Annotated in this window: 17 protein-coding genes; 11 read left to right on the top strand and 6 right to left on the bottom strand. The window is 71.4% G+C overall.

The genetic code is table 11. The features are described from left to right. Positions 1-1,509 (top strand): metallophosphoesterase (locus ACOJUJ_RS19190; protein ID WP_420128511.1); only part of this gene is annotated, 1,509 nt, incomplete at its 5' end. A 43-nt stretch (positions 1,510-1,552) separates the two neighbouring features. Here the strand turns inward: ACOJUJ_RS19190 and ACOJUJ_RS19195 are convergent. Together ACOJUJ_RS19195 and ACOJUJ_RS19200 are read right to left on the bottom strand one after the other, a co-directional pair. After that, a complete protein-coding gene (locus tag ACOJUJ_RS19195) occupies positions 1,553-2,110 on the bottom strand; it encodes an RNA polymerase sigma factor (protein WP_420128512.1) in 558 nt (185 codons plus the stop codon). A gap of 5 nt (positions 2,111-2,115) precedes the next feature. After that, positions 2,116-2,412, bottom strand: a complete 297-nt coding sequence (locus ACOJUJ_RS19200) for a hypothetical protein (RefSeq protein ID WP_420128513.1) — start codon at positions 2,410-2,412, stop codon at positions 2,116-2,118. Between the two features lie 372 nt (positions 2,413-2,784). On the opposite strand from ACOJUJ_RS19200, the gene ACOJUJ_RS19205 reads away from it, so the two are divergent. The 7 genes from ACOJUJ_RS19205 (at position 2,785) to ACOJUJ_RS19235 (ending at position 11,821) form a co-directional block, all read left to right on the top strand. Then, entirely contained in the window at positions 2,785-2,982 is a 198-nt protein-coding gene (locus ACOJUJ_RS19205; RefSeq protein ID WP_420128544.1) for an SEC-C metal-binding domain-containing protein, read from the top strand. Positions 2,983-3,292: 310 nt separating this feature from the next. Beyond that, entirely contained in the window at positions 3,293-4,690 is a 1,398-nt protein-coding gene (locus tag ACOJUJ_RS19210) for a 3' terminal RNA ribose 2'-O-methyltransferase Hen1 (RefSeq protein WP_420128514.1), read from the top strand. Further along, on the top strand, positions 4,687-4,929 hold the full coding sequence (locus ACOJUJ_RS19215; RefSeq protein WP_420128515.1) for a hypothetical protein: 243 nt from the start codon (positions 4,687-4,689) through the stop codon (positions 4,927-4,929). Before ACOJUJ_RS19210 ends, ACOJUJ_RS19215 begins: the two co-directional genes overlap by 4 nt. Before the next feature lie 50 nt (positions 4,930-4,979). Further along, positions 4,980-5,903, top strand: coding sequence for a DNA polymerase beta superfamily protein (locus tag ACOJUJ_RS19220; protein ID WP_420128516.1), 924 nt, complete (start codon positions 4,980-4,982; stop codon positions 5,901-5,903). A 25-nt stretch (positions 5,904-5,928) separates the two neighbouring features. Further along, positions 5,929-6,699 (top strand): DNA polymerase beta superfamily protein, encoded by a 771-nt coding sequence (locus ACOJUJ_RS19225; protein WP_420128517.1) that lies wholly within the window; start codon positions 5,929-5,931, stop codon positions 6,697-6,699. A gap of 662 nt (positions 6,700-7,361) precedes the next feature. Then, on the top strand, positions 7,362-8,948 hold the full coding sequence (locus ACOJUJ_RS19230; RefSeq protein WP_420128518.1) for a HEAT repeat domain-containing protein: 1,587 nt from the start codon (positions 7,362-7,364) through the stop codon (positions 8,946-8,948). A gap of 233 nt (positions 8,949-9,181) precedes the next feature. Then, positions 9,182-11,821: a polynucleotide kinase-phosphatase gene (locus ACOJUJ_RS19235; protein WP_420128519.1), complete on the top strand. Its 2,640-nt coding sequence runs from the start codon at positions 9,182-9,184 to the stop codon at positions 11,819-11,821. A 432-nt stretch (positions 11,822-12,253) separates the two neighbouring features. On the opposite strand, the gene ACOJUJ_RS19240 is transcribed toward ACOJUJ_RS19235, so the two are convergent. After that, positions 12,254-13,090 (bottom strand): PIG-L deacetylase family protein, encoded by an 837-nt coding sequence (locus ACOJUJ_RS19240; RefSeq protein WP_420128520.1) that lies wholly within the window; start codon positions 13,088-13,090, stop codon positions 12,254-12,256. A gap of 385 nt (positions 13,091-13,475) precedes the next feature. Next, complete coding sequence (locus ACOJUJ_RS19245; RefSeq protein ID WP_420128521.1) at positions 13,476-14,561, bottom strand: hypothetical protein; 1,086 nt, start codon at positions 14,559-14,561, stop codon at positions 13,476-13,478. Positions 14,562-14,846: 285 nt separating this feature from the next. Here ACOJUJ_RS19245 and ACOJUJ_RS19250 point away from each other — a divergent pair, with 285 nt between their 5' ends. The 3 genes from ACOJUJ_RS19250 (at position 14,847) to ACOJUJ_RS19260 (ending at position 19,656) form a co-directional block, all read left to right on the top strand. Continuing rightward, positions 14,847-15,230: a BlaI/MecI/CopY family transcriptional regulator gene (locus tag ACOJUJ_RS19250; RefSeq protein WP_420128522.1), complete on the top strand. Its 384-nt coding sequence runs from the start codon at positions 14,847-14,849 to the stop codon at positions 15,228-15,230. Further along, the gene (locus ACOJUJ_RS19255) at positions 15,227-17,806 is read left to right on the top strand and encodes a M56 family metallopeptidase (RefSeq protein ID WP_420128523.1); all 2,580 of its coding nucleotides are present in this window, start codon (positions 15,227-15,229) and stop codon (positions 17,804-17,806) included. Before ACOJUJ_RS19250 ends, ACOJUJ_RS19255 begins: the two co-directional genes overlap by 4 nt. Before the next feature lie 98 nt (positions 17,807-17,904). After that, complete coding sequence (locus ACOJUJ_RS19260; protein ID WP_420128524.1) at positions 17,905-19,656, top strand: serine hydrolase domain-containing protein; 1,752 nt, start codon at positions 17,905-17,907, stop codon at positions 19,654-19,656. Between the two features lie 197 nt (positions 19,657-19,853). On the opposite strand, the gene ACOJUJ_RS19265 is transcribed toward ACOJUJ_RS19260, so the two are convergent. Next, entirely contained in the window at positions 19,854-20,591 is a 738-nt protein-coding gene (locus tag ACOJUJ_RS19265; RefSeq protein ID WP_420128525.1) for a Bax inhibitor-1/YccA family membrane protein, read from the bottom strand. 92 nt (positions 20,592-20,683) lie between these two features. Continuing rightward, a complete protein-coding gene (locus ACOJUJ_RS19270; protein ID WP_420128526.1) occupies positions 20,684-21,673 on the bottom strand; it encodes a lipid A-modifier LpxR family protein in 990 nt (329 codons plus the stop codon). Between the last annotated feature and the right edge of the window lie 43 nt (positions 21,674-21,716).

The raw sequence follows: 21,716 nt of genomic DNA on the forward strand, positions 1-21,716 counted from the left end.
GGGATGTGGGGCGTGCTGCTGCTGGTCGCCGTCCCGCTGTGGATCGGCCTCGCGCTGCGCGAGCGCCGCTCCCCGGTCGAGCACGCCGTCAGCGGCGAGGCGCCCCCGAGCGGCCGGATCATCCACTCCCGCACGGACGCACTGCGTGGATCGGTGTTGGAGGGCGTGTGGGGACGGATTACCATTCGCCCCGGCCCTACCCGTACCGCGTCGGCGCGTCCGGCGCGATCCACTCACCCGTTGCATGCAGGAGACGGATCAATGAAGCGGATTTCGCTTGTCGTGGCGGCGCTGCTGGCGCTGTGCGCGGGCTCGGCGCGCGCGCAGCAGGGGATGCTGCTGTACTGGTGGACACAGGCGGGCGCGGAGGGAGAGTGGCAGCTGCGCACCGTGTATCAGGGCGGCACGGTCTGCCCCGCGCCGGCATCGGTACGGGCGATGCCTTCGGACAGCTTTCCCGTGCTGGTATGCCAGCAGCGGCTGGACGGCACCCCCGTTCAACTGCCGGAAATGCCGCGGCCGGTCGCCCCGCCGCCGTCGCGGGTGCAGCGGGTGGTGGCCATCGGCGACACCGGGTGCCGGGCGGAAAAGCAGGACTGCGCGGTCCCCGCGGACTGGCCCTTTGCCGCGGTGGCGTATCAGGCGGCGCGGGCGGGGGGCGACCTGACGGTGCACGTGGGCGACTACATCTACCGCGAAACGGTCAAGGATTGCGGCGGACACACGCCGTGCGGAGACAACTGGGCCGCATGGAACGCCGACTGGTTTGCGCCCGCGGGCGAGCTGCTGCCCGCCGCGCCATGGGTGTTCGCGCGCGGCAATCACGAAGACTGCGTGCGCGGCGGGCGCGGATGGTTCGTGTTCTTCGATCCGCGCGCAATGCCGGCGGGCGGGTGCGCCGACACCACGGATCCGTACGCCGTGCAGGTGCCGGGCGTGGGCACGCTGCTGATCATGGACACGGCCTGCGCGCCCTCGTACTCCCCCGACTGCTGGCCCAAGAACGGGCAGAACGACTCGGCACGGGCGATTCCCGCGTACGCGCGGCAGTTTGAGCGGCTGCCGGGGCTGATCGCCGCCGGGGAGCCGGCGTGGCTGGTGACGCACGTGCCCACGTGGGCGCGCGATTTTGCTGGACAGGCGGATTCGGCGGGCTCGTACATCCTGCAGGCGGCGCTGCGGCGGGCATCGCCCAGCGGAGAGCTTCCCGCGGCGGTCGCACTCTCGCTGGTGGGCCACGTGCACGCGTGGGAGGGATTGGATTTCGCGGCCCCCCGCGCGCCGGTCCTGGTGGTGGGCGACGGCGGCACCGACGAGAGCGTGGGGCTGCCGGCGACACTCGGATCACCCGCCGGCGGGGTGGCGGTGGATGGCTACTGGTCCGGCCTTGCGTTTGGATACACGGTCCTGCAGGCGGCGCCGAACGGGTGGAACGTCACCCTGGTTCCGGTCTCCGGAACCGGCGGGGGCATCACCTGCGCGCTGGTGAACGGGCAGCTGGCCTGCTGAGGAAAGTGCGGGAGTGCGAAAGTGACGGATCACCACGTCTGCACTAACGCAGTTCCGCCTCCGTAAGCGCGCGGCGCAGCGTCGCCAGGCCGTACGCCAGGCGCGATTTGACGGTGCCGGTGGGCAGGTCCAGCACGGCGGCGGTTTCGTCCAGCGACAGGTCGTCCAGGTAGTGCAGCGCCAGCACGGCGCGGCTGGCGGGGGAAACGCGCGCCAGCAGTTGGGGAAGGCGCTGAAGCAGGTCGTCCGGGGGCGCCGGGGGATCGGCGTTATCCGGGAGATCCGGGGGAAGCTCGTCGTGCAACTGGTCGTGGGCGCGGCGGCGGCGCAGCGCGCGAAAGATCTCGCGGCTGGCGGTGCGCCGGGCCCACGCGGCAAAGGCGCGCGGCTCGCGCAGCGTCCCCAGCTTGCGGTAGATCAGCAGCAGCACGTCCTGCAGCACGTCGTCCGCGGCGTCGGCGTCGCGCAGCATGAGGGTGGCGAACGGGCGCAGCAGCGTGTCCGCGTGCGCCAGCAGCGCCTCCAGCGCGGCGCGGTCGCCGGCCTGCGCGCGCAGCACCAGCCAGACGGTGCCGCGCGCGTCCTCGGCGGGAGCGGGCACGACGGCTACGCGGCCGGCCGGCGCTCGTCCAGCATCTGGATGGCGTGCAGCAGCCGCGCGTCGGCCGCGGCGGCGCGCGAGGCGATGGCCGCCAGCCCCAGTGCCAGCGTGCTGTACACCAGGATGCCGATGATCAGGATGAGCAGGTGCGTGTCGTCATCGAAATCCATCACCAGCAGCGCCGTGGCAAGCAGCACCATCTCCAGCAGCGCGGCGGCGTACAGGGCGTAGCGGCTCATGCGGTCGCGGCGGTCGGCGGCCGCCAGCGCGGTGTGCACGGGGTTCGGTCTGTCGGGGGTCATGAGAGATGTCTCCGATCGTTTGTAAATGAACGTTCAGGATTCAGTCGCCGCGGATGCGCACGATCAGCACGGTGGCGATGATCACCGCCTCGATGATGGCGAAGGCGATGATCGCCCACTTCTGGATCCGTGCGTCTCGCTGGTTCACGGCTGAAAGTCCGGTGAAGGTTCCGTCGGCGGCGCGGCGTCATCGTGCGCCGCCACAAGACGGGAGGCGGTGAAGGGCCCGGGTGTTCGAATCAACCAAAAACTCTGGAGCGGAGGGTGTGACGATGGCGAAGAACAAGACGGACCAGCAAGCCTCCTTTTGAGCGCACCAGCAAGCGGCGCCACGGCTACCCCTCTGAGACGAAGGTGAAGCGCGGCGTGCGCGTGGTCCATGGCGACAAGGAGCTGCTGGAGAAGCTGGGGCGCAACGACCTGTGCCCCTGCGGAAGCGCGAGGCGGTTTCAAGAAGTGCTGCATGAAGTCCGGCGGCCACGATGGCTCCAACCGCCACGACTACTTTCAGGGAGTGACGCGGGAATCCGATCCGGCGACCGCGCGCGTCCCCTCCCCAGGAGCGATTGAAATCGCCGCTGGAACTGCGCGAAGTACGCCTTCGCGGACTGTTGCCGCGAGTTCCCGACGCGCGACGACCATCCCGGTAGCGGACGCGCAGTCGCCTGGGACGCCGTACCCGGCCGGGCCGGCGAGTCCTTGAAGGCGGACTTTGCGATTTTCCAGCGGCGAATTCATTCGCTCCCGCGGGCGGACGCAGCCGATTCCCGGCTCGGATTCGCCGGATTGTGAGTCGCTCCCGCGGGGTAGTCGGCTCGCAACCCGGCCGTAGTCGGGACGCATTGACCGTCTCACGAGCCACGAACATCGACCGAAGCACATGCTCCTGACCATCCGCACCACGCACTTCCCGGCGACGGACCTGGGCTACCTGCTGGGGAAGAACCCGGCGCGCGCGCAGTCGTTCGAGCTGGCGTTCGGGCACGCGCACGTCTTCTACCCCGAGGCGGAGGAAGCGGCGTGCACGGCGGCGCTGCTGCTGGACGTCGATCCAGTCGGCCTGGTGCGCGGCAAGGGCGGCGGCGAGGGCGCGCTGGACCAGTACGTCAACGACCGGCCGTACGTGGCCTCGTCGTTCCTGTCCGTGGCCATCGCGCGGGTGCTGCGCAGCGCCATGACGGGCGCATGCCGCGAGCGGCCGGAGCTGGCGCAGACGCCCATCCCGCTGGAGGCGCGGCTGGCCGTGCTCCCCGCGCGCGGCGGCGATGACGGCGTGCGCCGCCTGTTCGAGCCGCTTGGCTACACGGTGGACGTGCAGCCGCACGCGCTGGACGAGGCGCACCCCGAGTGGGGCGACAGCCGCTACTTCACCGTCACCCTGTCGGCCATCAAGCGGCTGTCGGAGCTGCTGACGCACATCTACGTGCTGGTGCCGGTGCTGGACGGCGCCAAGCACTACTGGGTAGGCGACGAAGAGGTGGAAAAGCTGGTGCGCCACGGCGAAGGCTGGCTTTCGGCGCACCCGGAGCGCGAGTGGATCGCCTCGCGCTACCTGAAGCACCGCCGCAGCCTGGTGCGTGACGCCATCGCCCGGCTGGAGCCGCTGGAAGAGGTGGAGGACGAGCCGGAGGAGGCACCGGCGGCGGGCGAGGACGCGCTGGAGGAGCGCATAAGCCTGAACCAGCAGCGCCTGGCCACGGTGCTGGCGGCCCTGCGCGGCAGCGGCGCAAAGCGCGTGGTGGACCTGGGATGCGGCGAGGGTCGGCTGCTGCGGATGCTGCTGGACGAGCCCGCGTTCGACGAGATCGTGGGGATGGACGTATCGCACCGCGCGCTGGAGATCGCGGCCGACCGGCTTAAGCTGGACCGGCTTCCGCCGCGCCGCCGCGAGCGCATCCGGCTGATGCACGGCTCGCTGATGTACCGCGACCGCCGCCTGGACGGCTACGACGCGGCGGCCGTGGTGGAGGTGATCGAGCACATGGACCCGCCACGGCTGGCGGCGTTCGAGCGGGTGCTGTGGGAGCACGCGCGCCCGGCCACCGTCGTGCTCACCACGCCCAACGCCGAGTACAACGTGCGCTGGCCGTCGCTCCCCGCGGGCAACTTTCGCCACCGCGACCACCGCTTCGAGTGGACGCGCACGCAGTTGCAGGCGTGGGCCGGCGGCGTGGCGGAGCGGTTTGGCTACACCGTCCGCTACGCGCCCGTGGGTCCCGACGACGCCGAGGTGGGTTCGCCCACGCAGATGGCCATCTTTACGCGGATGGACGGATGAGCGCCAATCCCCTGCAGGCGCTGCTGGATTTTCTGCTCGCGCTGGAGACGCGGAAGATCTTTTACCGGCTCTCCAGGCCGCGGGGCGAGGCGCTGATGGTGGAGGTCGCCATGCCCGGCGAGCGGTGGGAGGTGGAGTTCTTTGCAGACGGAAGGGTGGAAACTGAGCGGTTCGTGACGGAGGGCGTCGTGTGGTCCGATCCCGCGCTGCTGGACGAGTTGCTGAAGCACGGCGCCTGAGCCGGCGGGGTGACCCTCAGCCGCACGAACGTAAAACATCGTACAGATCCATGAGGAACCTGCACCTGATCCTGCCGGTGGGCACCCAGGTGGTCACGCGACGCGCGGTGGCCACGGGGGCCGGCGTGCCCATCTGCCCCGCCGGTGCCGTGGGCCAGGTGATCGGCGCGCCCGCGGACTACTCGCACGCCTACCGCGTCCGCCTTCCCGACGGGGTGGAGGTCTCGCTGCGCCGCGACGAGCTGAGCATCCGCAAGCAGGAGCAGACCGGCGTGATGGGCGACCCCGGCGAGATCCTGCGCGACCACGACCTGTACGCGCACGTCGTCTACCGCTGCGTGGTCGGCTCGCGGGCGTACGGGCTGCAGAACGACGCGTCGGACGTGGACCTGCGCGGCGTGTACCTGCCGCCGGCGGAGCTGCACTGGTCGCTGTACGGGGTCCCTGAGCAGCTGGAGAACCCGGCCGCGGAGGAGTGCTACTGGGAGATGCAGAAGTTCCTGGGGCTGGCCCTCAAGGCCAACCCCAACATCCTGGAGTGCCTGTACACGCCGCTGGTTCAGCACGCCGCGCCGGTGATGCAGGAGTTGCTGGCGGAGCGGCACCGGGTGCTGTCGCGGATGGTCTACCAGACCTTCACCGGCTACGTGCTTTCGCAGTTCAAGCGGCTGGAGGCGGACTTTCGCGCCAGCGGCGCGCCGCGCTGGAAGCACGCCATGCACCTGATCCGGCTGCTGCTGGCCGGCATCGCCACCCTGCGCGAGGGGCACGTGCCGGTGCGCGTGGACGAGCACCGCGACCGCTTGCTGCGCATCAAGGCCGGCGACGCCGCGTGGGACGAGGTGAACGCGTGGCGGCTGGCGCTGCACCGCGAGTTCGACGCCGCGTACGCATCCACCGGCCTTCCCGAGCGGCCGGACTACGAGTGGGCCAACGACTTCCTGGTGCGCGCCCGGAGGAGCGCGGTCCAGTAATCAAACGAACGAAGGGCAGGGAACGATGAAGAGGATGTTGGATTCGGTGTTGATGGACGAGGTGCGGGCGCACCCGTATCCGCTGCTGTTCGCCACCGTGAGCGGCGCGCACCTGTACGGCTTTCCCTCCGCGGACAGCGACTACGACGTGCGTGGCGCGCACCTGCTGCCGCTGGACCACTTTGTGGGGCTGGAGCCCGGCGCCGAGACGGTGCAGACGTCGCGCGTGCGCCACGGCGTAGAGGTGGACCTGGTCACGCACGACGCGCGCAAGTTCCTGGGGCTGCTGCTGCGCAACAACGGCTACGTGCTTGAGCAGCTGTACTCGCCGCTGGTGGTGCACACCACGCCCGAGCACGCCGAGTTGCGGGCGCTCGCGCGCGGGTGCATCACGCGCCGGTGCGTGAGGCACTACGTGGGCTTTGCCGCCAACCAGTGGCGGCTGTTCGAAAAGGAGCAACCCCGGCGGGTAAAGCCGCTGCTGTACGTGTACCGCGTGCTGCTTACCGGCATCCACCTGATGCGCACCGGCCGCGTGGTGGCGTCGCTGCCGGAGTGCAACGCGCACGTGGGGCTGCCGTACGTGGACGAGCTGATCGCCCGCAAGACGGCCGGCCCCGAGCAGTCCGTGCTGGCGGATGCCGACGTGGAGTTTCACCGCGCCGAGTACCTGCGGCTCAACGAGGTGCTGGTGGATGCCGCCGAGCGCAGCCACCTCCCCGAAGAGCCGACCGCCCGCGCCGCCCTGCACGATCTGCTGCTGCGCATCCGCCGCACCCCCGCCGCCGTCGCCTGACGCGGCGGCGGGGGAGGCCTCGGCCGAAGCGGCGACTTCCTGAGGCTGAGGCTGAAGGTGGTGCCCAACGTCACCCGCTGCCGCCAGTCGCACACTGTCATCCTGAGGGAGCGCACGCCCCGCAACTTTTATCACCACGGAAGCTTGTGCGCGACCGAAGGATCTTTGTCGGGTCGCGCAAGGCCCAGCCTTCGGGAGCCGTTCACGTCCTGCGGTCAGGCGGACGAGGTGTCTCGGTCGCGCGCAGGCCGTTGTGAAGGTTTTGGGTTCCCGCGGCGTTCCCTCAGAGGGTATTTAAGAATCGACCGAGGGCTCGATTTCCTGAGGGAGGCGCCGCTCCGAACCTGCTGCCACAAAGCCACTTGGCGCCGACCGAAGGATCTCGCTGGCAGCACCCCGGGGCTGGACCTGTGCCGCCGGGCCTGCCTCGCGATCGCCGAGACGAGATCCTTCGGTCGCGCGTAAGCGGTTGAGTGGATTCAAGTTGAGGAGGCGCGCTCCCTCAGGGAATCAAACGTTGGGTTGTCTGAGGATCAGATTCTTAGACACACTCTCAGGAAGGCGACGCGCGGGAGTTGGGGATCTACCCGCTAACGTGGCATGACCGGCAGATACCCAAGGGGCCCGATGTACACGCAGGCGATGGATGGATTGGAGATGCGATGCCGTTGAAGTGGCTGATGGGCCTGTTTGAGCAGGACGCGCCGGAGCACCTGGAAGCGTCGGCCGTGCTCCCCGAGGGCGCCGCCGAGTCGTGGGACGGAAGGCTGATGACCCTGCTGGCCGACGCTGGCGCCCGCGATCCCGGGCGCGCGGACGCGGCGGCGAGGGAGCTGCGCAACCGGGTCGAGCGGATGGATGCGCCGCAGTGGGTGCGCGCGGACGACGCGTTGCGCCACTGGCTGCGCATCTACTATCGAGCACAGTCGCCCGCGTGGCTGGGGGGCACGGAGGATGTGCGGGCGCTGCGCCTGCCGGCGGATGCCGAAGCCGCGGTGGTGGGGCTGCTGGGGGCGCACCACAGCGGCTACATCCGCGAAGCCGCCGTCCGGCGCCTCGCCCTGGTCCGCGGCGGCGACGAGATGCCGCCGCTGCTTCTGCGCGCCAACGACTGGGTGCCGCAGGTGCGCGGGTTGGCGCTGGATGCCCTGCGTGCCCGGCTGAGTCCCACGTACGCGGAGGCGTGGGTGCGCTGGCTGCACCTGGTGCTGCGGCTGGGCGGCAGGGGCAGCGCGGACGCGCGTCCGCTGGTGGACGCGGTGATGGAGCTGCTCCGCGCGCCGGAGTGCGCGGACGCCGTGTGGGCGGGGCTCGGCTCTCCGGACCGTACCGTGAGGCGTACCTGCTTCGGCATCCTGGAGCGGGCGGGCGGCACCGGGCTGCGGCCGCTGGCGCAAGCGGCGCTGGGCAGCAACGACGTGGTCCTGCGGCGCCACGCCGTGCGTGTGGCGGATGCGCTGGACGATGCCTCGCTTCGGACTGTTCTCCCCGCGCTGGTGCGCGACCCGCTGCCCGGCATCCGGCGCGACGCGCTGGGGCTGGCGGCGCGGCGCGCGGGCGCGGATGCGCTCCCCTGGCTGCGCGAGGCGCTGCTGGACTCCGCCGGCGGCGTCCGCGCCGAAGCCCGTGCCGCGTTGCAGCGCCTGTCCCCGGTGGACTTCGCCGCATTCTATCGCGAGCAGGTGGCGGCGGGTGGCGCCCGATTGGCCGCCGCCGTGGCGGGGCTGGGGGAGACCGGCGGCGAACCGGACGCCGAATCCGTGTGCCCGCTGCTGGGCGATCCGCTTCCGCGCGTACGCGCCGCCGCGGTGCGAGCCCTGGCGCGGCTGGGCGGAACCGCGGCGCTCCCCACCGTGCTCGCTGCGGTCGCGGATGCCAGCCCGTCCGTCTCTCGCGCGGCGGCCGCGGCGGTGCTGGACGGGGTGCGAACCCTCGGCATCGCGCCGCTTGGCGCGCTGATGCGCGACGGGCGGGCGCACGTGCGACAGAGCGCGCTGTCGCTGCTGGTGGCGCGCGGCAAATGGGAGTCGATTCCGTGGATCCTGCGTGCGCTGGTGGATCCGGATGAGCGCATCCGCAGGTACGCGCGCACGTACCTGCGGCAGTGGAACCAGCGCTTCAACCGCGTGGCCTCGCAGCCCACGCCGGAGCAGCTGGCCGAGTTCGGCGCCGCTCTGGAGCAGGCGGCGGACGCCGTCGATCCGCAGATGCGCGACTGGCTGCGCTTCGCCGCCGGCCTCCCGCGTTGACGCAGGAAGGTGGTGCAGCGGATGCTCTCCGGTTGCGGACGCGCAGGCGCATGGAACGCCGCACACACCCGGGCCGCCGAGTCCGCGCAGGCGGACTTTGTGTAGTTGTTGCCGCGAATTTATTCGCCCCGGCAGGTGGCCGCTCCGAACTCTGTCGATGACGCGCAACCCGCCGCGGATCAAGACGGCAGCCGTAGCCGATCGTTGTTTTGATGAACCACGCTCCACATCCGATGACCGACACCAACGAGCAGCATCCATCCGAACCCATCGTCGTGCCGGAGTCCGCCCCGGAGTCCGGGCACCGCGACGCCGCACCAGCGACCAGCATCCGCATCCCCAACCTGGCGATGGTTGTGCTGGTGGGCGCGTCGGGGTGCGGCAAGAGCACGTTCGCGCGGCGGCACTTCAAGCCCACGGAGGTGCTGTCGTCGGACTTCTTTCGCGGCATGGTCTCGGACGACGAGACGGACCAGACATCCACCGACGATGCCTTCAAGGTGCTGCACTTTGTGGCGCGCACGAGGCTGCGGGCGGGGCGGCTGACCGTCATCGACGCCACCAACACGCAGTCCGCCGCCCGCAAGCCGCTGGTGGCCATCGCGCGTGAGACGCACGTGCTTCCCGTCGCCATCGTCCTGAACGTTCCCGAGCGGGTGTGCCAGGCGCGCAACCGCTCGCGCCAGGACCGGCAGGTGCCGCCGCACGCCATCACCAACCAGGTGCAGCAGCTACGCAAGTCTATCCGCGAGCTGCGGCGCGAGGGCTTTCGCCACGTCTTCGTGCTCGACGAGGCACAGGCCGACGCGGTGGAGACCATCGTGCGCGAGCCGCTGTGGAACGACCGGCGTCAGGAGCACGGCCCCTTCGACATCATCGGCGACGTGCACGGCTGCGGGGATGAGATGGACGCGCTGCTGGATACGCTCGGCTACCTGCCGGGCGCAGACGGCGTGCGCCGGCACCCGGAAGGCCGTAAGGCGGTGTTCGTGGGCGACCTGGTGGACCGCGGGCCGCGCATCGTCCACGTCCTGAACACCGCGATGGCGATGGTGCAGGCGGGGAGCGCGCTGGCGGTGCCCGGCAACCACGACATCAAGCTGGTAAGGGCGCTGCGCGGCCGCGACGTGCGCATTACCCACGGGCTGGACCGCACGCTGGCCGAGCTGGAGGCGCAGACCCCGGAGTTCCGCGCCGCCGTCGCGGAGTTCCTGGACAAGCTGGTCAGCCACTACGTGCTGGACGGCGGCGCCCTGGTGGTGGCCCACGCGGGGCTCAAGGAAGAGCTGCAGGGGCGCGGCTCCGGCGCCGTGCGCGAGTTCGCGCTGTACGGCGAGACCACGGGCGAAACGGACGAGTTTGGCCTGCCCGTGCGCTACAACTGGGCGGCGGAGTACCGCGGCAAGGCGGCCGTCGTCTACGGCCACACGCCGGTGCCGGAGCCGGAGTGGCTGAACCGGACGATCAACGTCGACACCGGCTGCGTGTTCGGCGGCCGGCTTACGGCGCTGCGCTGGCCGGAGCGCGAGCTGGTCTCCGTTCCCGCCGCGCACACTTACGCCGAGCCCGCGCGCCCCTTTCTGGCCGCGGACGAGGCGGCGCCCGCGCTTACCGCGCAGCAGCAGCACGACGAGCTGCTGAACCTGGACGACGTCACCGGCAAGCGCATCGTGCAAACGCGCCTGTCCGGCCGCGTGACCATCCGCGAGGAGAACGCCGCCGCCGCGCTGGAGGTAATGAGCCGCTTCGCCGCGAATCCGCGCTGGCTGGTCTACCTGCCGCCCACGATGTCGCCCTCCGCCACCACCGCGGAGCCCGGCCTGCTGGAGCACCCCGCGGAGGCGTTCGCGTACTACCGCAACGAGGGGATTCCCAAGGTGGTGTGCGAGGAAAAGCATATGGGCTCGCGCGCCGTCGTCGTCATCTGCCGCGACGAGGAGGCGGCACGGAGGCGCTTTGGGGTGGTGGATGAGGGGATCGGCATCGTCTACACCCGCACCGGCCGCCGCTTCTTCGACGACGCGGCGCTGGAGGCGCAGGCGCTGGACATCCTGCGCGACGCGATGACGGCGTCGGAGTTCTGGGAGCAGATGGGGACGGACTGGGCCGTGCTGGACTGCGAGCTGATGCCGTGGTCCGCCAAGGCGCAGGAGCTCATCCGCGGCCAGTACGCCGCGGTGGGCGCCGCCGCGCGCGGCGCGCTGGATTCGGTGGCCGGCGTGCTGCGGCAGGCGGAGGCGCGCGGCGCGCCGGTGGACGGCCTGCGGGCGAAGTTCGCCGAACGGCAGGCGCTGGCGGGTGCGTACGTGCAGGCGTACGGGCGATACTGCTGGCCCGTCGAGTCGGTGGACGACCTGCGCCTGGCGCCCTTCCACGTGCTGGCCACGGAAGGCGCGGTGCACACCGACCGCGACCACCTGTGGCACATGGAAACCATCGGCCGGGTACGCGCCGCGTCGGACCGGCTGCTGTACGCCACCGAGCACCGCGTGGTGGACGTCACGGACCCGGAAAGCCAGGCCGCCGCCATCGCCTGGTGGGAGCAGATGACGGGCGCCGGCGGCGAGGGGATGGTGGTAAAGCCGCTGGAGTTCGCCGCGCGCGGCCGCCGCGGCGTGGTGCAGCCGGCCGTGAAGTGCCGCGGCCGCGAGTACCTGCGCATCATCTACGGCCCGGAGTACACCATGCCCCAGAACCTGGAGCGGCTGCGCATCCGCGGCCTGGGCGCCAAGCGCTCCCTGGCCATGCGCGAGTTCGCCCTGGGCATCGAGGGGCTGGAGCGCTTTGTCCGTGGCGAGCCGCTGCGCCGCGTGCACGAGTGCGTGTTCGGCGTCCTTGCCCTGGAATCAGAGCCGGTGGATCCGCGGCTGTGAGGGTGTGAGGGTGTGAGGTGTGGGGGTGTGAGGGTGTGAGCGTGAATGGCACAACGGCAACAGCGTCGCGCTGCGCGCGGACCCCTCACCCCCGGCCCCTCTCCCGCAAACTGCGCGGGAGAGGGGTGACGCGATCCGAACGTTTGGCGCGCAACGGGAAGCACGACGTAACGCAGGCTTTTTCGAAGCGGGATCCAGTTCTCCCCCCCCACACACAATGTGTGGGGAAAGGTCGGGGATGGGGGGCGGCTCACCATCCCGCGCCGGACTGTGCGGAGCACTACGATAGTTGCCCGAACACCCACCCCGCCCCCCCGGGTTGGGGCGGGGTGGGGGGCGGAGTACCCCATCGGCGCCAGTTCAATTCTCGTCGAAGCGCCTCGACCTCAACCCCCGCCCTCGACCACGCCCCGCATCCCGGTCCGGCTCCATTTACCACCGCCGGTTCAGCTCCAGCAGCTCCATGGCGTCGGCGGCCAGGGCGCGCCAGTGCTTGCCGCGGATACCCAGCGGATACCGTTCGTAACGCAGGCGGCCGGCGTGGGGGGCCTGGGTAAAGTCGTAACGCGGCGCGGGGCGAAAGCGCTCCACGCGCACGGGCATGTCGCGCAGCACGCCGCCCTGCGTGTAGAAGCAGTCGTACATCCGCCGCTTCATGTCCTTTTCCTCCGCCGCCAGCACCACCTCCGTCTCCGGCGCGCCGTCGAAGGGAAGAAAGCGGTTCACCACCTTGTCGCCGCCCTCGTTGTGGTACGAGGTGAACTCGGTGATGGCCGGCGCCGGGGCGCCGTCGCGCGCCAGCAGCGTGCAGGCGGCGCGGACCGCAAAGGCGGTGGCGTCGTGGTCGGTGTGGCCGCCCTCGTACGGGTGCGTAATCACCACCTCGGGGCGCAGGTCGTCCAGGATCTCCATCAGCCGGCGGGTGACCGGCACCATGTTGAGCGACACCTCGCTGTCCATCACCTCCATCCGCCGGCACACGGACGGGTCCACCCCCGCCACCCGCAGCGCGCACTCCACCTCGTGCAGCCGCTGGCGGGCGTAGTCGTCCCAGGTGGCGTACTCCTGCCGCCCCCATTGCCGCCGGTGGCGCGGCGCGCCGTCGGTCACGTGCAGAACGGTGAGCGCGCCGTCCAGCCGCGGAAACATTCCGCCCACGCCGATGGTCTCGTCGTCGGGGTGCGCGGCGATCACCAGGGTGCTGGGCGGATCGCCCTGCCCCGGCGGCACGTTGAAGCAGCGCAACAATGCCGTAATTCGCGGGTCCACCGTGCGTGGAGCCGGGACTACATACTCGTACGAAACACGTGGGACAGTGAACGCCATCTACAATTCCTGTAACGCTCTACGCCGCCGCCATCTGGCGCGGGGCGAGACGGCTTTGCAGGAATCACACCCGCTCTGCCGCACGTTGAAGTAGCAGAGTTTGTTCGATCTGGATCATCAGCGACACACGCGTTCGGTGCGGGGTGCGATGGAGCCGGGATGATGGAGGGTCGGGAGACGGTCGCACCGCGGGCGGGTCCCCTTCGTTCCTCGATTCCGCGACGACAAGCTTTCTGCCGTTCTCCCTCCCCACGCAGTTTGTTGGAGAGCCCGGGGAGCAACCACCGCGCACCCAATCAGCCGAAGCTTGCGGGCGTCTGCCGATTACCTACGGATCGTCCGCGGGAATGCCGAAGATGAGGACGCGCTCGCCGGCGACCGCGGCGTCCAGGCCCCAGCGCAGGCCGCCGGCGCTCTGCAGGTCACGGACGCGGTAAAGCACCTGCGCGTGCGCCACGTCTTCCGGCGTGGGCGAGGGTGAGCGCATCTCCGGACAGCGCCGCAGGTCCGCGCTGATGGAACGCCACGCGCAGGTGTGGCCAAAGCCCAGCGCGTGCATCATCTCGTGCCCCACCAGCTCCGGCCCGTAGCCGGTGCGCACCACGTCGCGCCGCTGCAGGCTCACGGCGGCGTACTCCACGATCCCCCGCCGCCCCAGCGCCATGGTGAGCCCCGCGACCGGCAGGCCGGGGTCGACCACCACCAGCACCACGTCGTCCGCGCCGATCTCCTCCATCCCCCGCGCCAGCGTCTGCAGGTAGCGCGCGGGGCGGAACAGGTCCATCCCGAACGCGTCTTCCATGCTTTCCACGCCGCGCCAGAACGCCGCGGAATCCGGCGCCGCGCCGGCGGGGATGGAGTGCTCGCGGTCAAAGGCCACGCGCAGCGGAAAGCGCGAGGCGGGCCACCCCTGAAAGCGCACCACCCCGTCCGGAAGGGGATCCTTTACCCAGAACACGCTGCATCCCGGGCACACCGGCGTGCGCGCGCGGTGCGGGCTGACGGCCACCGACTCGCCCGCGTAGCGGCCCGTGGGGATGGTCCACGTCCGCGGCACCATCACGATTCCCTGCTCCGCCTGCGCGTCGCGCCGGTGGATGCGCGCCAGGGCGGGGTGGTACGCTCGCGCCCCGCGGTCCGCCGCGTCCACGACCAGCTGCAGCGAATCCGCCGCGCCCTCCGCCAGCGGCAGCGCGAAGCGGCCCGCCGAATCCACCGCCGCGGAATCCACCCGCGTCGCCGTGTCGCCCGGCGCGCGCCAGCGGACGAACGCGCGCAGGCTGTCCGTCCGCGCGCCGTCCGCCGCGACCACGCGCCCGCGCAGCATCGCCGGTTGCTGCGCCGCGGCCGGCGCGGCGGCGAGCATCAGCGCCAGCAGGATCATCAACGGCGTGAGGCGCGGGACTCTGGGCATGCAGGGGATCGGGTGCGGATGATGCGCGATTCAGCAAACATCCAGGCATCTGGCGTACCGGCGGCGGCGCAGGGGCCCGTCCACCGCCCTCTCCCCTCTCCGCGAGGAACGAGCGGAGAAGGGGCGGGGGAGGGGCACCGCCTCGGCGTAATCGGAGGCTCCTGGAAGCGCCACATCACCTCGCCTCGCACAAAACACTTGACGCACCTCCGCACTGGATGCTACGTTCGTAGCACGATGCTACGGACGTAGCACCTCCATCCTCCGAAGATCCTCGTCAGCCCCATGCGCGAAGCCTACCGCGACCTGACCCGCCGCGAGCGCCAGATCATGGATTCCGTGTACCAGCGCGGCTCCGCCACCGCCGCGGAGGTTCTGGAAGACCTTCCCGAGCCGCCCAGCTACAGCGCCGTGCGTGCCATGCTGCGCAAGCTGCAGGACAAGGGCTACCTGACCTCGGTGCAGGACGGCCCCCGCTACCTGTACTCCGCCGTCATCCCCCGCGACGAGGCGCGCGAGTCGGCGCTGCACCGGCTGGTGCGCACCTTCTTTGACGGATCACGCGCCAAGGCCGTGGCCGCGCTGCTGGATCCAGACGAAGGGGCGCTCTCCGCCGAAGAGATGCGTGAGCTGGAAGAGCTGATCCGGCGCCAGAAGGAGGGCAAATGAGCGGGATGATGGGGATCGACACCGCCGCGGCCGTGAGCGCCGTCGCGGACCTGGCACTCAAGGGCACCGTCGTCCTGGCGGCCGCGGCGATCGCGGCGGTGATGCTGCGGCGCGCGGCGGCCAGCGCGCGGCACATGGCGTGGACCCTCGGCTTCGCGGGGCTGCTGGCGCTTCCGGTCCTGGGCCTGGCGCTCCCCTCCTGGCGGCTCCCGATCCTTCCGGCAGAGCCCGTCGCGTACGCGCCTGCCCGTTCCTCGGAGCCGGCGCGCGAGACGAGGACGGCGGATGCGCTGCGGTTGATCCTGGACACGGCTCCGAACGCCGACGCCGCGCCGGCCGCGGCCGGGACGATCGAGACTTCCGCGCCCGCCGTGGACGAGCGGAGCGGGATGTGGGATGCGCTCGGCGGCGTGGTGGTGGGGTCGTGGATGCTGGGCGTGCTGCTGGCGCTGGCGCGGCTGGCCAGCAGTGTGACCCGCGTGCGGCGCGAGGCGCGGACGGCACGGCCGCTGGCGGACGGGCCCGCGGCGGAGATGCGCGACCGGCTGGTGTGGCGGATGGGGATCGACCGCCGCGTCACGCTTCTGGAGGGCGCGGTGGGGTGCATGCCGCTCACCTGGGGGGTCGCGCGACCCTGCGTGCTGCTTCCCGCCGGGACGGAGCAGTGGCCGGCGGACCGGCTTGAAGCCGTGCTGACGCACGAGCTGGCGCACGTGCGGCGGCGCGACTGCGCGTGGCGGCTGGTGGCCGAGGCCGCGTGCGCGCTGCACTGGTTCAACCCGCTGGCCTGGGCGGCCGCGCGCCGGCTGCGGCTGGAAAGCGAGCACGCCTGCGACGACCAGGTGCTCATCGCCGGGTCGCGCGGCGCGGACTACGCCGGGCACCTGCTGGACGTGGCGCGCACGCTGCGCCCGCCCCGCGCCACCCCGCTGGCCGCCGTCCCCATGGCGCGCCCCAGCCAGCTTCGCACGCGGCTGCACGCGGTGCTGAGCGCCGAGCGCGCGCGTGGCCCCGTCCCCGCGCACGTGGCGGCGCCCGCGCTGATTGGCGCCGGGGCGCTGCTGGCCGTGATCGCGGCGCTCACCCCCGCGCGCGCCGGCGCCGCGGAGCCGCTGACCGTTGCTCCCGCGCCCTGCTTTGTTCCCGCGCGCGGCAGCAGCTTTGACGAAGAAACCGACGTCCAGGGCGTGTACACCGCCCGGTGGAACACCGGCACGTGCAGCGGCAGCGCGCGCATGGAGGGCGACGTGCGCTTCGCGGACGACTACACGGCCGTCCGCTCGGTGGCGCCGGGGGGAACGTTCCAGATCGCCCTGCGCGACGGCGGCCGCTCCACGGAGGTCGTCCTCCGCGCCGGGGAGCGCGGCGGCATCCATCGGACGCTGCGCATCGGCGGGCGTGAGGTGGCGTGGGGGCCGGAGGGCGAGCGCTGGCTGGCGTCCGCGCTCTCCGAGCTGATGGGCATCTCCCAGTACGGCGCCAACCACCGCGCGGCCACCCTCCTGGCGCAGCAGGGCGCGGACGCCGTGGCTGGTGAGACGGACCGCGCGGCCAACGAGACGCTGCGGTCCGAGTACGCCGCCGCGCTGCTGCGTGGCGGGCTGGACCCGGTGACCATGAGCCGGGCGCTGGACGGGGTCGCCACCCTGGAGGACTACGCCGAGGTGCCCGACCTGCTGCTCCGCGCCGCCGATCTGGTTCCCGCCGACCCGCGGGTGCACGCCGCCTACCTGCGCGCCGCCGGCCGCATCGGCGCTGAGGCGGACCTGCGCCGGGTGCTGACCGCGCTGGCGGCGCCCGGAAAGCTGCGGACGGAGGGTTGGATGGAGATGTTCCGCCACGCGCGGCGCATCGGCGGCGGCAAGGAGCTGGCGCTGCTGCTGATCGGCATTGCCCCCGCGCTCCCCGCGGACGGCCGGGTGCACGCCGAGTACCTGGCCCTGTCGCGGCGCCTGGGCGACGACGCGGACCGCCGCCACGCCCTCGCGGGGCTGATCGCCAGCCGCAAGGTGGACGCGGCCATGCAGGTGCGGGTGATCGGCGAGGCGGCGGCGCTGGGCTCCGAGCGGGAGAAGGAGCGGATGATGACGCAGATCGCCCCCCTCCTTTCCCGTGACGCGCGGGTGGCGCAGGCGTTCGAGGCCGCGGCCGGTTCGATCGGCGGCGCGCCGGCCCGCGCGCGGGTGATGGCGGCCTGGTCCGGTGCGGCCGCGCCGGACCAGGCTCCCTCCCCGGCCGACACCGTGCCGGAGGAGAACCTGGACGATACCGACGGGACCACCGTCCTTTCGCACCAGCAGACCGTGGACGGGCGGCGGAGCGACCTGGTGCTCCTGGCCAGGGACGTCCTGCTCACCGCCGACCGCCGCGACTTCGAGCGCATCTCCGGGGACGGCTTCGTGGTCTTTCGCGAAACCGCGGAAGGCGCCACCCGCCGCGTCCGCATCCAGCCGGGAAGCGACGGCCGGCTGCGCTACACCTGGAACGGCGACTTCAGCGGCACCGACCGCGACGCCTGGCTGCGGCGCATGTTCACCCACTTCGCCGATTCCACCCGGCCCAACCGACGGTGGTAGCACCGGCCTGAACCCACCCTCCCCACAACACGAAACGGCCCCCCGCGGGATGCCTGAAACGGGCATCCCGGGGCGGAGCCCTTGCCCCGGAACGAACGATGAACATCCACAGAACCCTGTTTTCCCTCGCAACGGTGGCGATGACGGCCACGGCCGCCGGCGCACAGCAGCCCGCGCAGCAGACCGGCCCCCTTCCCATCAACCAGGACGCGCGGCAGGTGGCGCAGCGGCTGGACGAGCACATGAAGCGCCTGGTCCCCTTCGGCTACTCCGGCTCGCTGCTCGTCGGCAAGGACGGCCAGGTGGTGCTGGCCCACGGCTACGGGCTGGCGGACCGGGAGAACAACGTCGCCGTGACGCCGGAAACCGTGTTCGACATCGGCTCCATCACCAAGCAGTTCACCGCCGCGGCCATCCTGAAGCTTGAGATGGAGGGCAAGGTCAGCGTGAACGACCCCGTCTCGCGCTGGTTCCCGGACGTCCCAGCGGACAAGCAGGGGATGACGCTGCACCACCTGCTGACGCACTCGTCCGGGCTGCAGGACGTGTTCGGCGGCGACTACCAGGTAGCGGAGCGCGACTCGCTGGCCGGCGTCATCCTGGCCTCGCGGCTGCAGTGGGCGCCGGGCACGCGCTACGACTACAGCAACGCCGGTTACTCGCTGCTGGCCATGGTGGTGGAAAAGGCGTCGGGGATGCCGTACGAGGACTACGCCCGCCAGAAGCTGTGGGCGCCCGCGGGGATGACGCGCACCGGCTACCGTGGCGTGCAGTGGCGCCCGGGTGAGCTGGCGGTGGGCTACCGCGGCGGCCAGCGCTGGGGCACGCCGACGGACCACCTGTGGGCGGCGGACGGGCCGTACTGGAACCTGCGCGGCAACGGCGGCGTGCTGTCCAGTGTGGCGGACCTGTTCCGCTGGCACCAGGCGCTGGAGGGCGACGCCATCCTGAGCGCGGAGGCCAAGCGGAAGATGTGGATGCCGCACGTTCCCGAAGACCCGGAAGGCCGCTCGCACTACGGCTACGGCTGGGCCATCGGTCCCACGGCGCGGGGAACGAAGCTGATCGCCCATAACGGCGGCAACGGCATCTTCTTCGCCGACTTTCGCCGCTACGTGGACGAGGGCGTGGTGGTGCTGGTGATGTCGAACACCACCGAGGCGCCCGCCGAGCGCACGCTCACCGCCGTGGCGCGGACGATCTTTGGCGGCGGCGAGGTGGTCGCCCCGCCCGCGGCGGCCGGCGGCGACCCGGCGCGCGCCGCCGCCGCGGCGGGCACGTACCGCCTTTCCGGAGACGCCACGATGGCGGTAGCGGCGGACGGCGAGCGGCTGGTCCTGCGGCCGCAGGGGCAGGAGGCGTACGCGCTGCTCAACGGCGGTGTGGGCGATGCGCGGATGGATTCGCTGGGCGCGCGCGCCGTCGCCATGCTGCGGGCGGCGGCGGACGGCGACTACGCGTTGCTTCTGCGGGCGTTTGGCCCCGAAGTGCCCGAAGGCGAGATTCGCGCGGAGCACGAGGAGTACATGACCGACGCCCGCGCGCGGCTGGGCGCCCTGCAGGGGGTGGAGCACGTGGGCACCTCGCCGCGCGGCGGCAGGGCGTTCACGACGGTTCGCCTGCGTTTCGAGCGCGGCACGCCGCTGCTGCGCGTAACCTGGGCCGGCGACCGGGTGTCCGGCGTTACGCCCATGCGCGAGCCGCCGGCGGCCGTGTTCGTTCCCGTGGCCCCGGACGCGTGGGCCTCGTACGACATCGGCACCGGCGCCATCAGCCGCGTGCGCCTGGAAGCCGGCGCGCTGGTGGTCGACACCCCCGCCGGCCCGGTGCGCGCATCCAGGTCCGAGTAGGTCCACACAACCAAACAGAGGATGGGGTACAGAGGAACAGAGCACGGCCAGAGGAACAGAGGAAGCACGTCCTCTGTTCCTCCGGCTTTGTCTGTTCCTCTGTACCCCATCCTCTTTTGATTTTTGGGGGATGAAAGAAAGGGCGGGCTCCCGCGCCGGGGAGCCCGCCCTTCATCCATCCACCGAAAACCGGAAACTCAGTCGCGGCTCTGCAGCTTGGCCAGCAGGCGCAGGATCTCCAGGTACAGCCACACCAGCGTCACCATCAGGCCGAACGCGGCGTACCACTCCATGTACTTGGGCGCGCCCATCTCCGCGCCCTGCTCGATGAAGTCAAAGTCCAGCACCAGGTTGAGCGCCGCGATCACGACCACGAACAGGGTGAACAGGATGCCGAACGTGCCGTTGCTGTGGATGAGCGGCATCTGCACGCCAAAAAAGCCCAGCACGATGCTCGCCATGTAGAACAGAAAGATGCCGCCGGTGGCCGCTACGATGCCCAGCTTGAAGTTCTCCGTGGCGCGGATCAGCCCCGAGCGGTACGCCAGCAGCAGCGTGAACAGCGTGCCGATGGTCAGCGCGATCGCCTGCAGCGCAATGCCGGGGAACCTGGCCTCGAACACGCCCGAGATGCCGCCCAGGAACAGGCCTTCCAGCACCGCGTAGATCGGCGCGGTCACCGGGGCCCACGTCTTCTTGAAGACGGTGATCAGCGCAAAGATCAGCGCGCCGATCGCTCCCATCACCGCGGTGCCCATCGCGGCGTTGGGATCCCAGTTCGTCAGCACCTTGCTGAACATGTACGACGCGGGCACCAGCATCAGCACCAGCAGGATGCCCACCTTGTTGACCGTGCCCCCGATGGTCATGACGCCCGCGCCCGGGGCGGCCTGCTCGAAGGTCTTGGAGTTCAGCGACGGATTGGACGTTCTCATGGCTCCGTGAGACTCGGGTTGGGTGGTTCCGACGGCGCTTGATACGCCGATGGTGTGCGGCGTGTTTCGCATCGCCGCGTGAAAACGGCGGCCTAGCGCCGCCAGGTGATCTCGATGGTGCTGTACGGGTGCCCGCCCGGCTCCTCGGCGTACGACCGGGAGCGGCGCTGCACGCGGTACTCCACGCCCAGCCGCCGCGCCACGATTCCGACGCCCCAGCTGGTCTCGGCCACCAGCGGCTCGCGCGAGACGCGCGTGTTGCCGCCAAAGGTGTTGCCGTCCAGAAACAGGTCGTGCGCCACCACCTGCGCCGCCGCGCCCGCCGCCACGTACGCCGACAGGGCCCGCGGTGCCCGCGCGGCCCACGGGTGCGGCAGCTGCATCCCCGCGCGCGCCCGGGCACCCGCCTGGACGGCGGTGCGCAGGTTCCCCGCCGACGCGCCCGCCTGTGCCACCACGTCCGCCGCGCGCACCCCGCCGATCCGCGCCTCGGCCACGCGCCGCTCCATCCCGTAGCGGATCGCCACCGCCGGCTCGAACGCCAGCTGGTGGCGCCATCCCACCGGGGCCCAGAAGCCGGCCACGCGGTGGTACGTCTCCATCACCGGCTCGCCCAGCGAGGGACTTCCCGTCACGCCGGCCTCGATGCCCACGGTGTGGCGCGTGTTTCCATCCACCACCCGCCCGGTGGCCGCGGCGTACAGCCAGCCGGCGTACGGGCGCTGGCCCACCATCGGCTCGTACGTGTCCAGGCGCGGCGCGTACAGCCGCTGCCCCGCCTCGAACGTGGTCGAGGCGCACCCGGCCTCCGCGTCCGGCGCCGCCGTCCCCGCCGCGCAGGGGGCAAGGGTGCGCGACAATCCGCTCCACAGTACCGCCCCGTCCGCCTCTACCGCCACCCGCAGCCCGTTGCTGTACTCGTAGTCGGGCCGCACCGCCATGGGGATCCAGAAGTTGTACGCGTCGTTGTCGCTGGTAAGCTGGTACGCGCGCACCTGCGCCGCCGCCGGCGTGGCCATGCCCGGCGAAACCAGCAGAACCGCGAGCGCGATGGCTCGCCGGGACAGGCGAAACGGCCGCATGCGCTGGGGAGAACGAAACGTACGGCGGAAGGACGAGGTGCAG

The organism is Longimicrobium sp. (assembly GCF_048594345.1).
Lineage (GTDB): Bacteria > Gemmatimonadota > Gemmatimonadetes > Longimicrobiales > Longimicrobiaceae > Longimicrobium.

Bases quoted from the DNA above. Each gene is read 5' to 3' on its own strand.
- ACOJUJ_RS19200 (WP_420128513.1), bottom strand. From the start codon at position 2,412: ATGACCCCCGACAGACCGAACCCCGTGCACACCGCGCTGGCGGCCGCC.
- ACOJUJ_RS19210 (WP_420128514.1), top strand. From the start codon at position 3,293: ATGCTCCTGACCATCCGCACCACGCACTTCCCGGCGACGGACCTGGGC.
- ACOJUJ_RS19215 (WP_420128515.1), top strand. From the start codon at position 4,687: ATGAGCGCCAATCCCCTGCAGGCGCTGCTGGATTTTCTGCTCGCGCTG.
- ACOJUJ_RS19220 (WP_420128516.1), top strand. From the start codon at position 4,980: ATGAGGAACCTGCACCTGATCCTGCCGGTGGGCACCCAGGTGGTCACG.
- ACOJUJ_RS19225 (WP_420128517.1), top strand. From the start codon at position 5,929: ATGAAGAGGATGTTGGATTCGGTGTTGATGGACGAGGTGCGGGCGCAC.
- ACOJUJ_RS19230 (WP_420128518.1), top strand. From the start codon at position 7,362: ATGCCGTTGAAGTGGCTGATGGGCCTGTTTGAGCAGGACGCGCCGGAG.
- ACOJUJ_RS19235 (WP_420128519.1), top strand. From the start codon at position 9,182: ATGACCGACACCAACGAGCAGCATCCATCCGAACCCATCGTCGTGCCG.
- ACOJUJ_RS19245 (WP_420128521.1), bottom strand. From the start codon at position 14,561: ATGCCCAGAGTCCCGCGCCTCACGCCGTTGATGATCCTGCTGGCGCTG.
- ACOJUJ_RS19250 (WP_420128522.1), top strand. From the start codon at position 14,847: ATGCGCGAAGCCTACCGCGACCTGACCCGCCGCGAGCGCCAGATCATG.
- ACOJUJ_RS19255 (WP_420128523.1), top strand. From the start codon at position 15,227: ATGAGCGGGATGATGGGGATCGACACCGCCGCGGCCGTGAGCGCCGTC.
- ACOJUJ_RS19260 (WP_420128524.1), top strand. From the start codon at position 17,905: ATGAACATCCACAGAACCCTGTTTTCCCTCGCAACGGTGGCGATGACG.
- ACOJUJ_RS19265 (WP_420128525.1), bottom strand. From the start codon at position 20,591: ATGAGAACGTCCAATCCGTCGCTGAACTCCAAGACCTTCGAGCAGGCC.
- ACOJUJ_RS19270 (WP_420128526.1), bottom strand. From the start codon at position 21,673: ATGCGGCCGTTTCGCCTGTCCCGGCGAGCCATCGCGCTCGCGGTTCTG.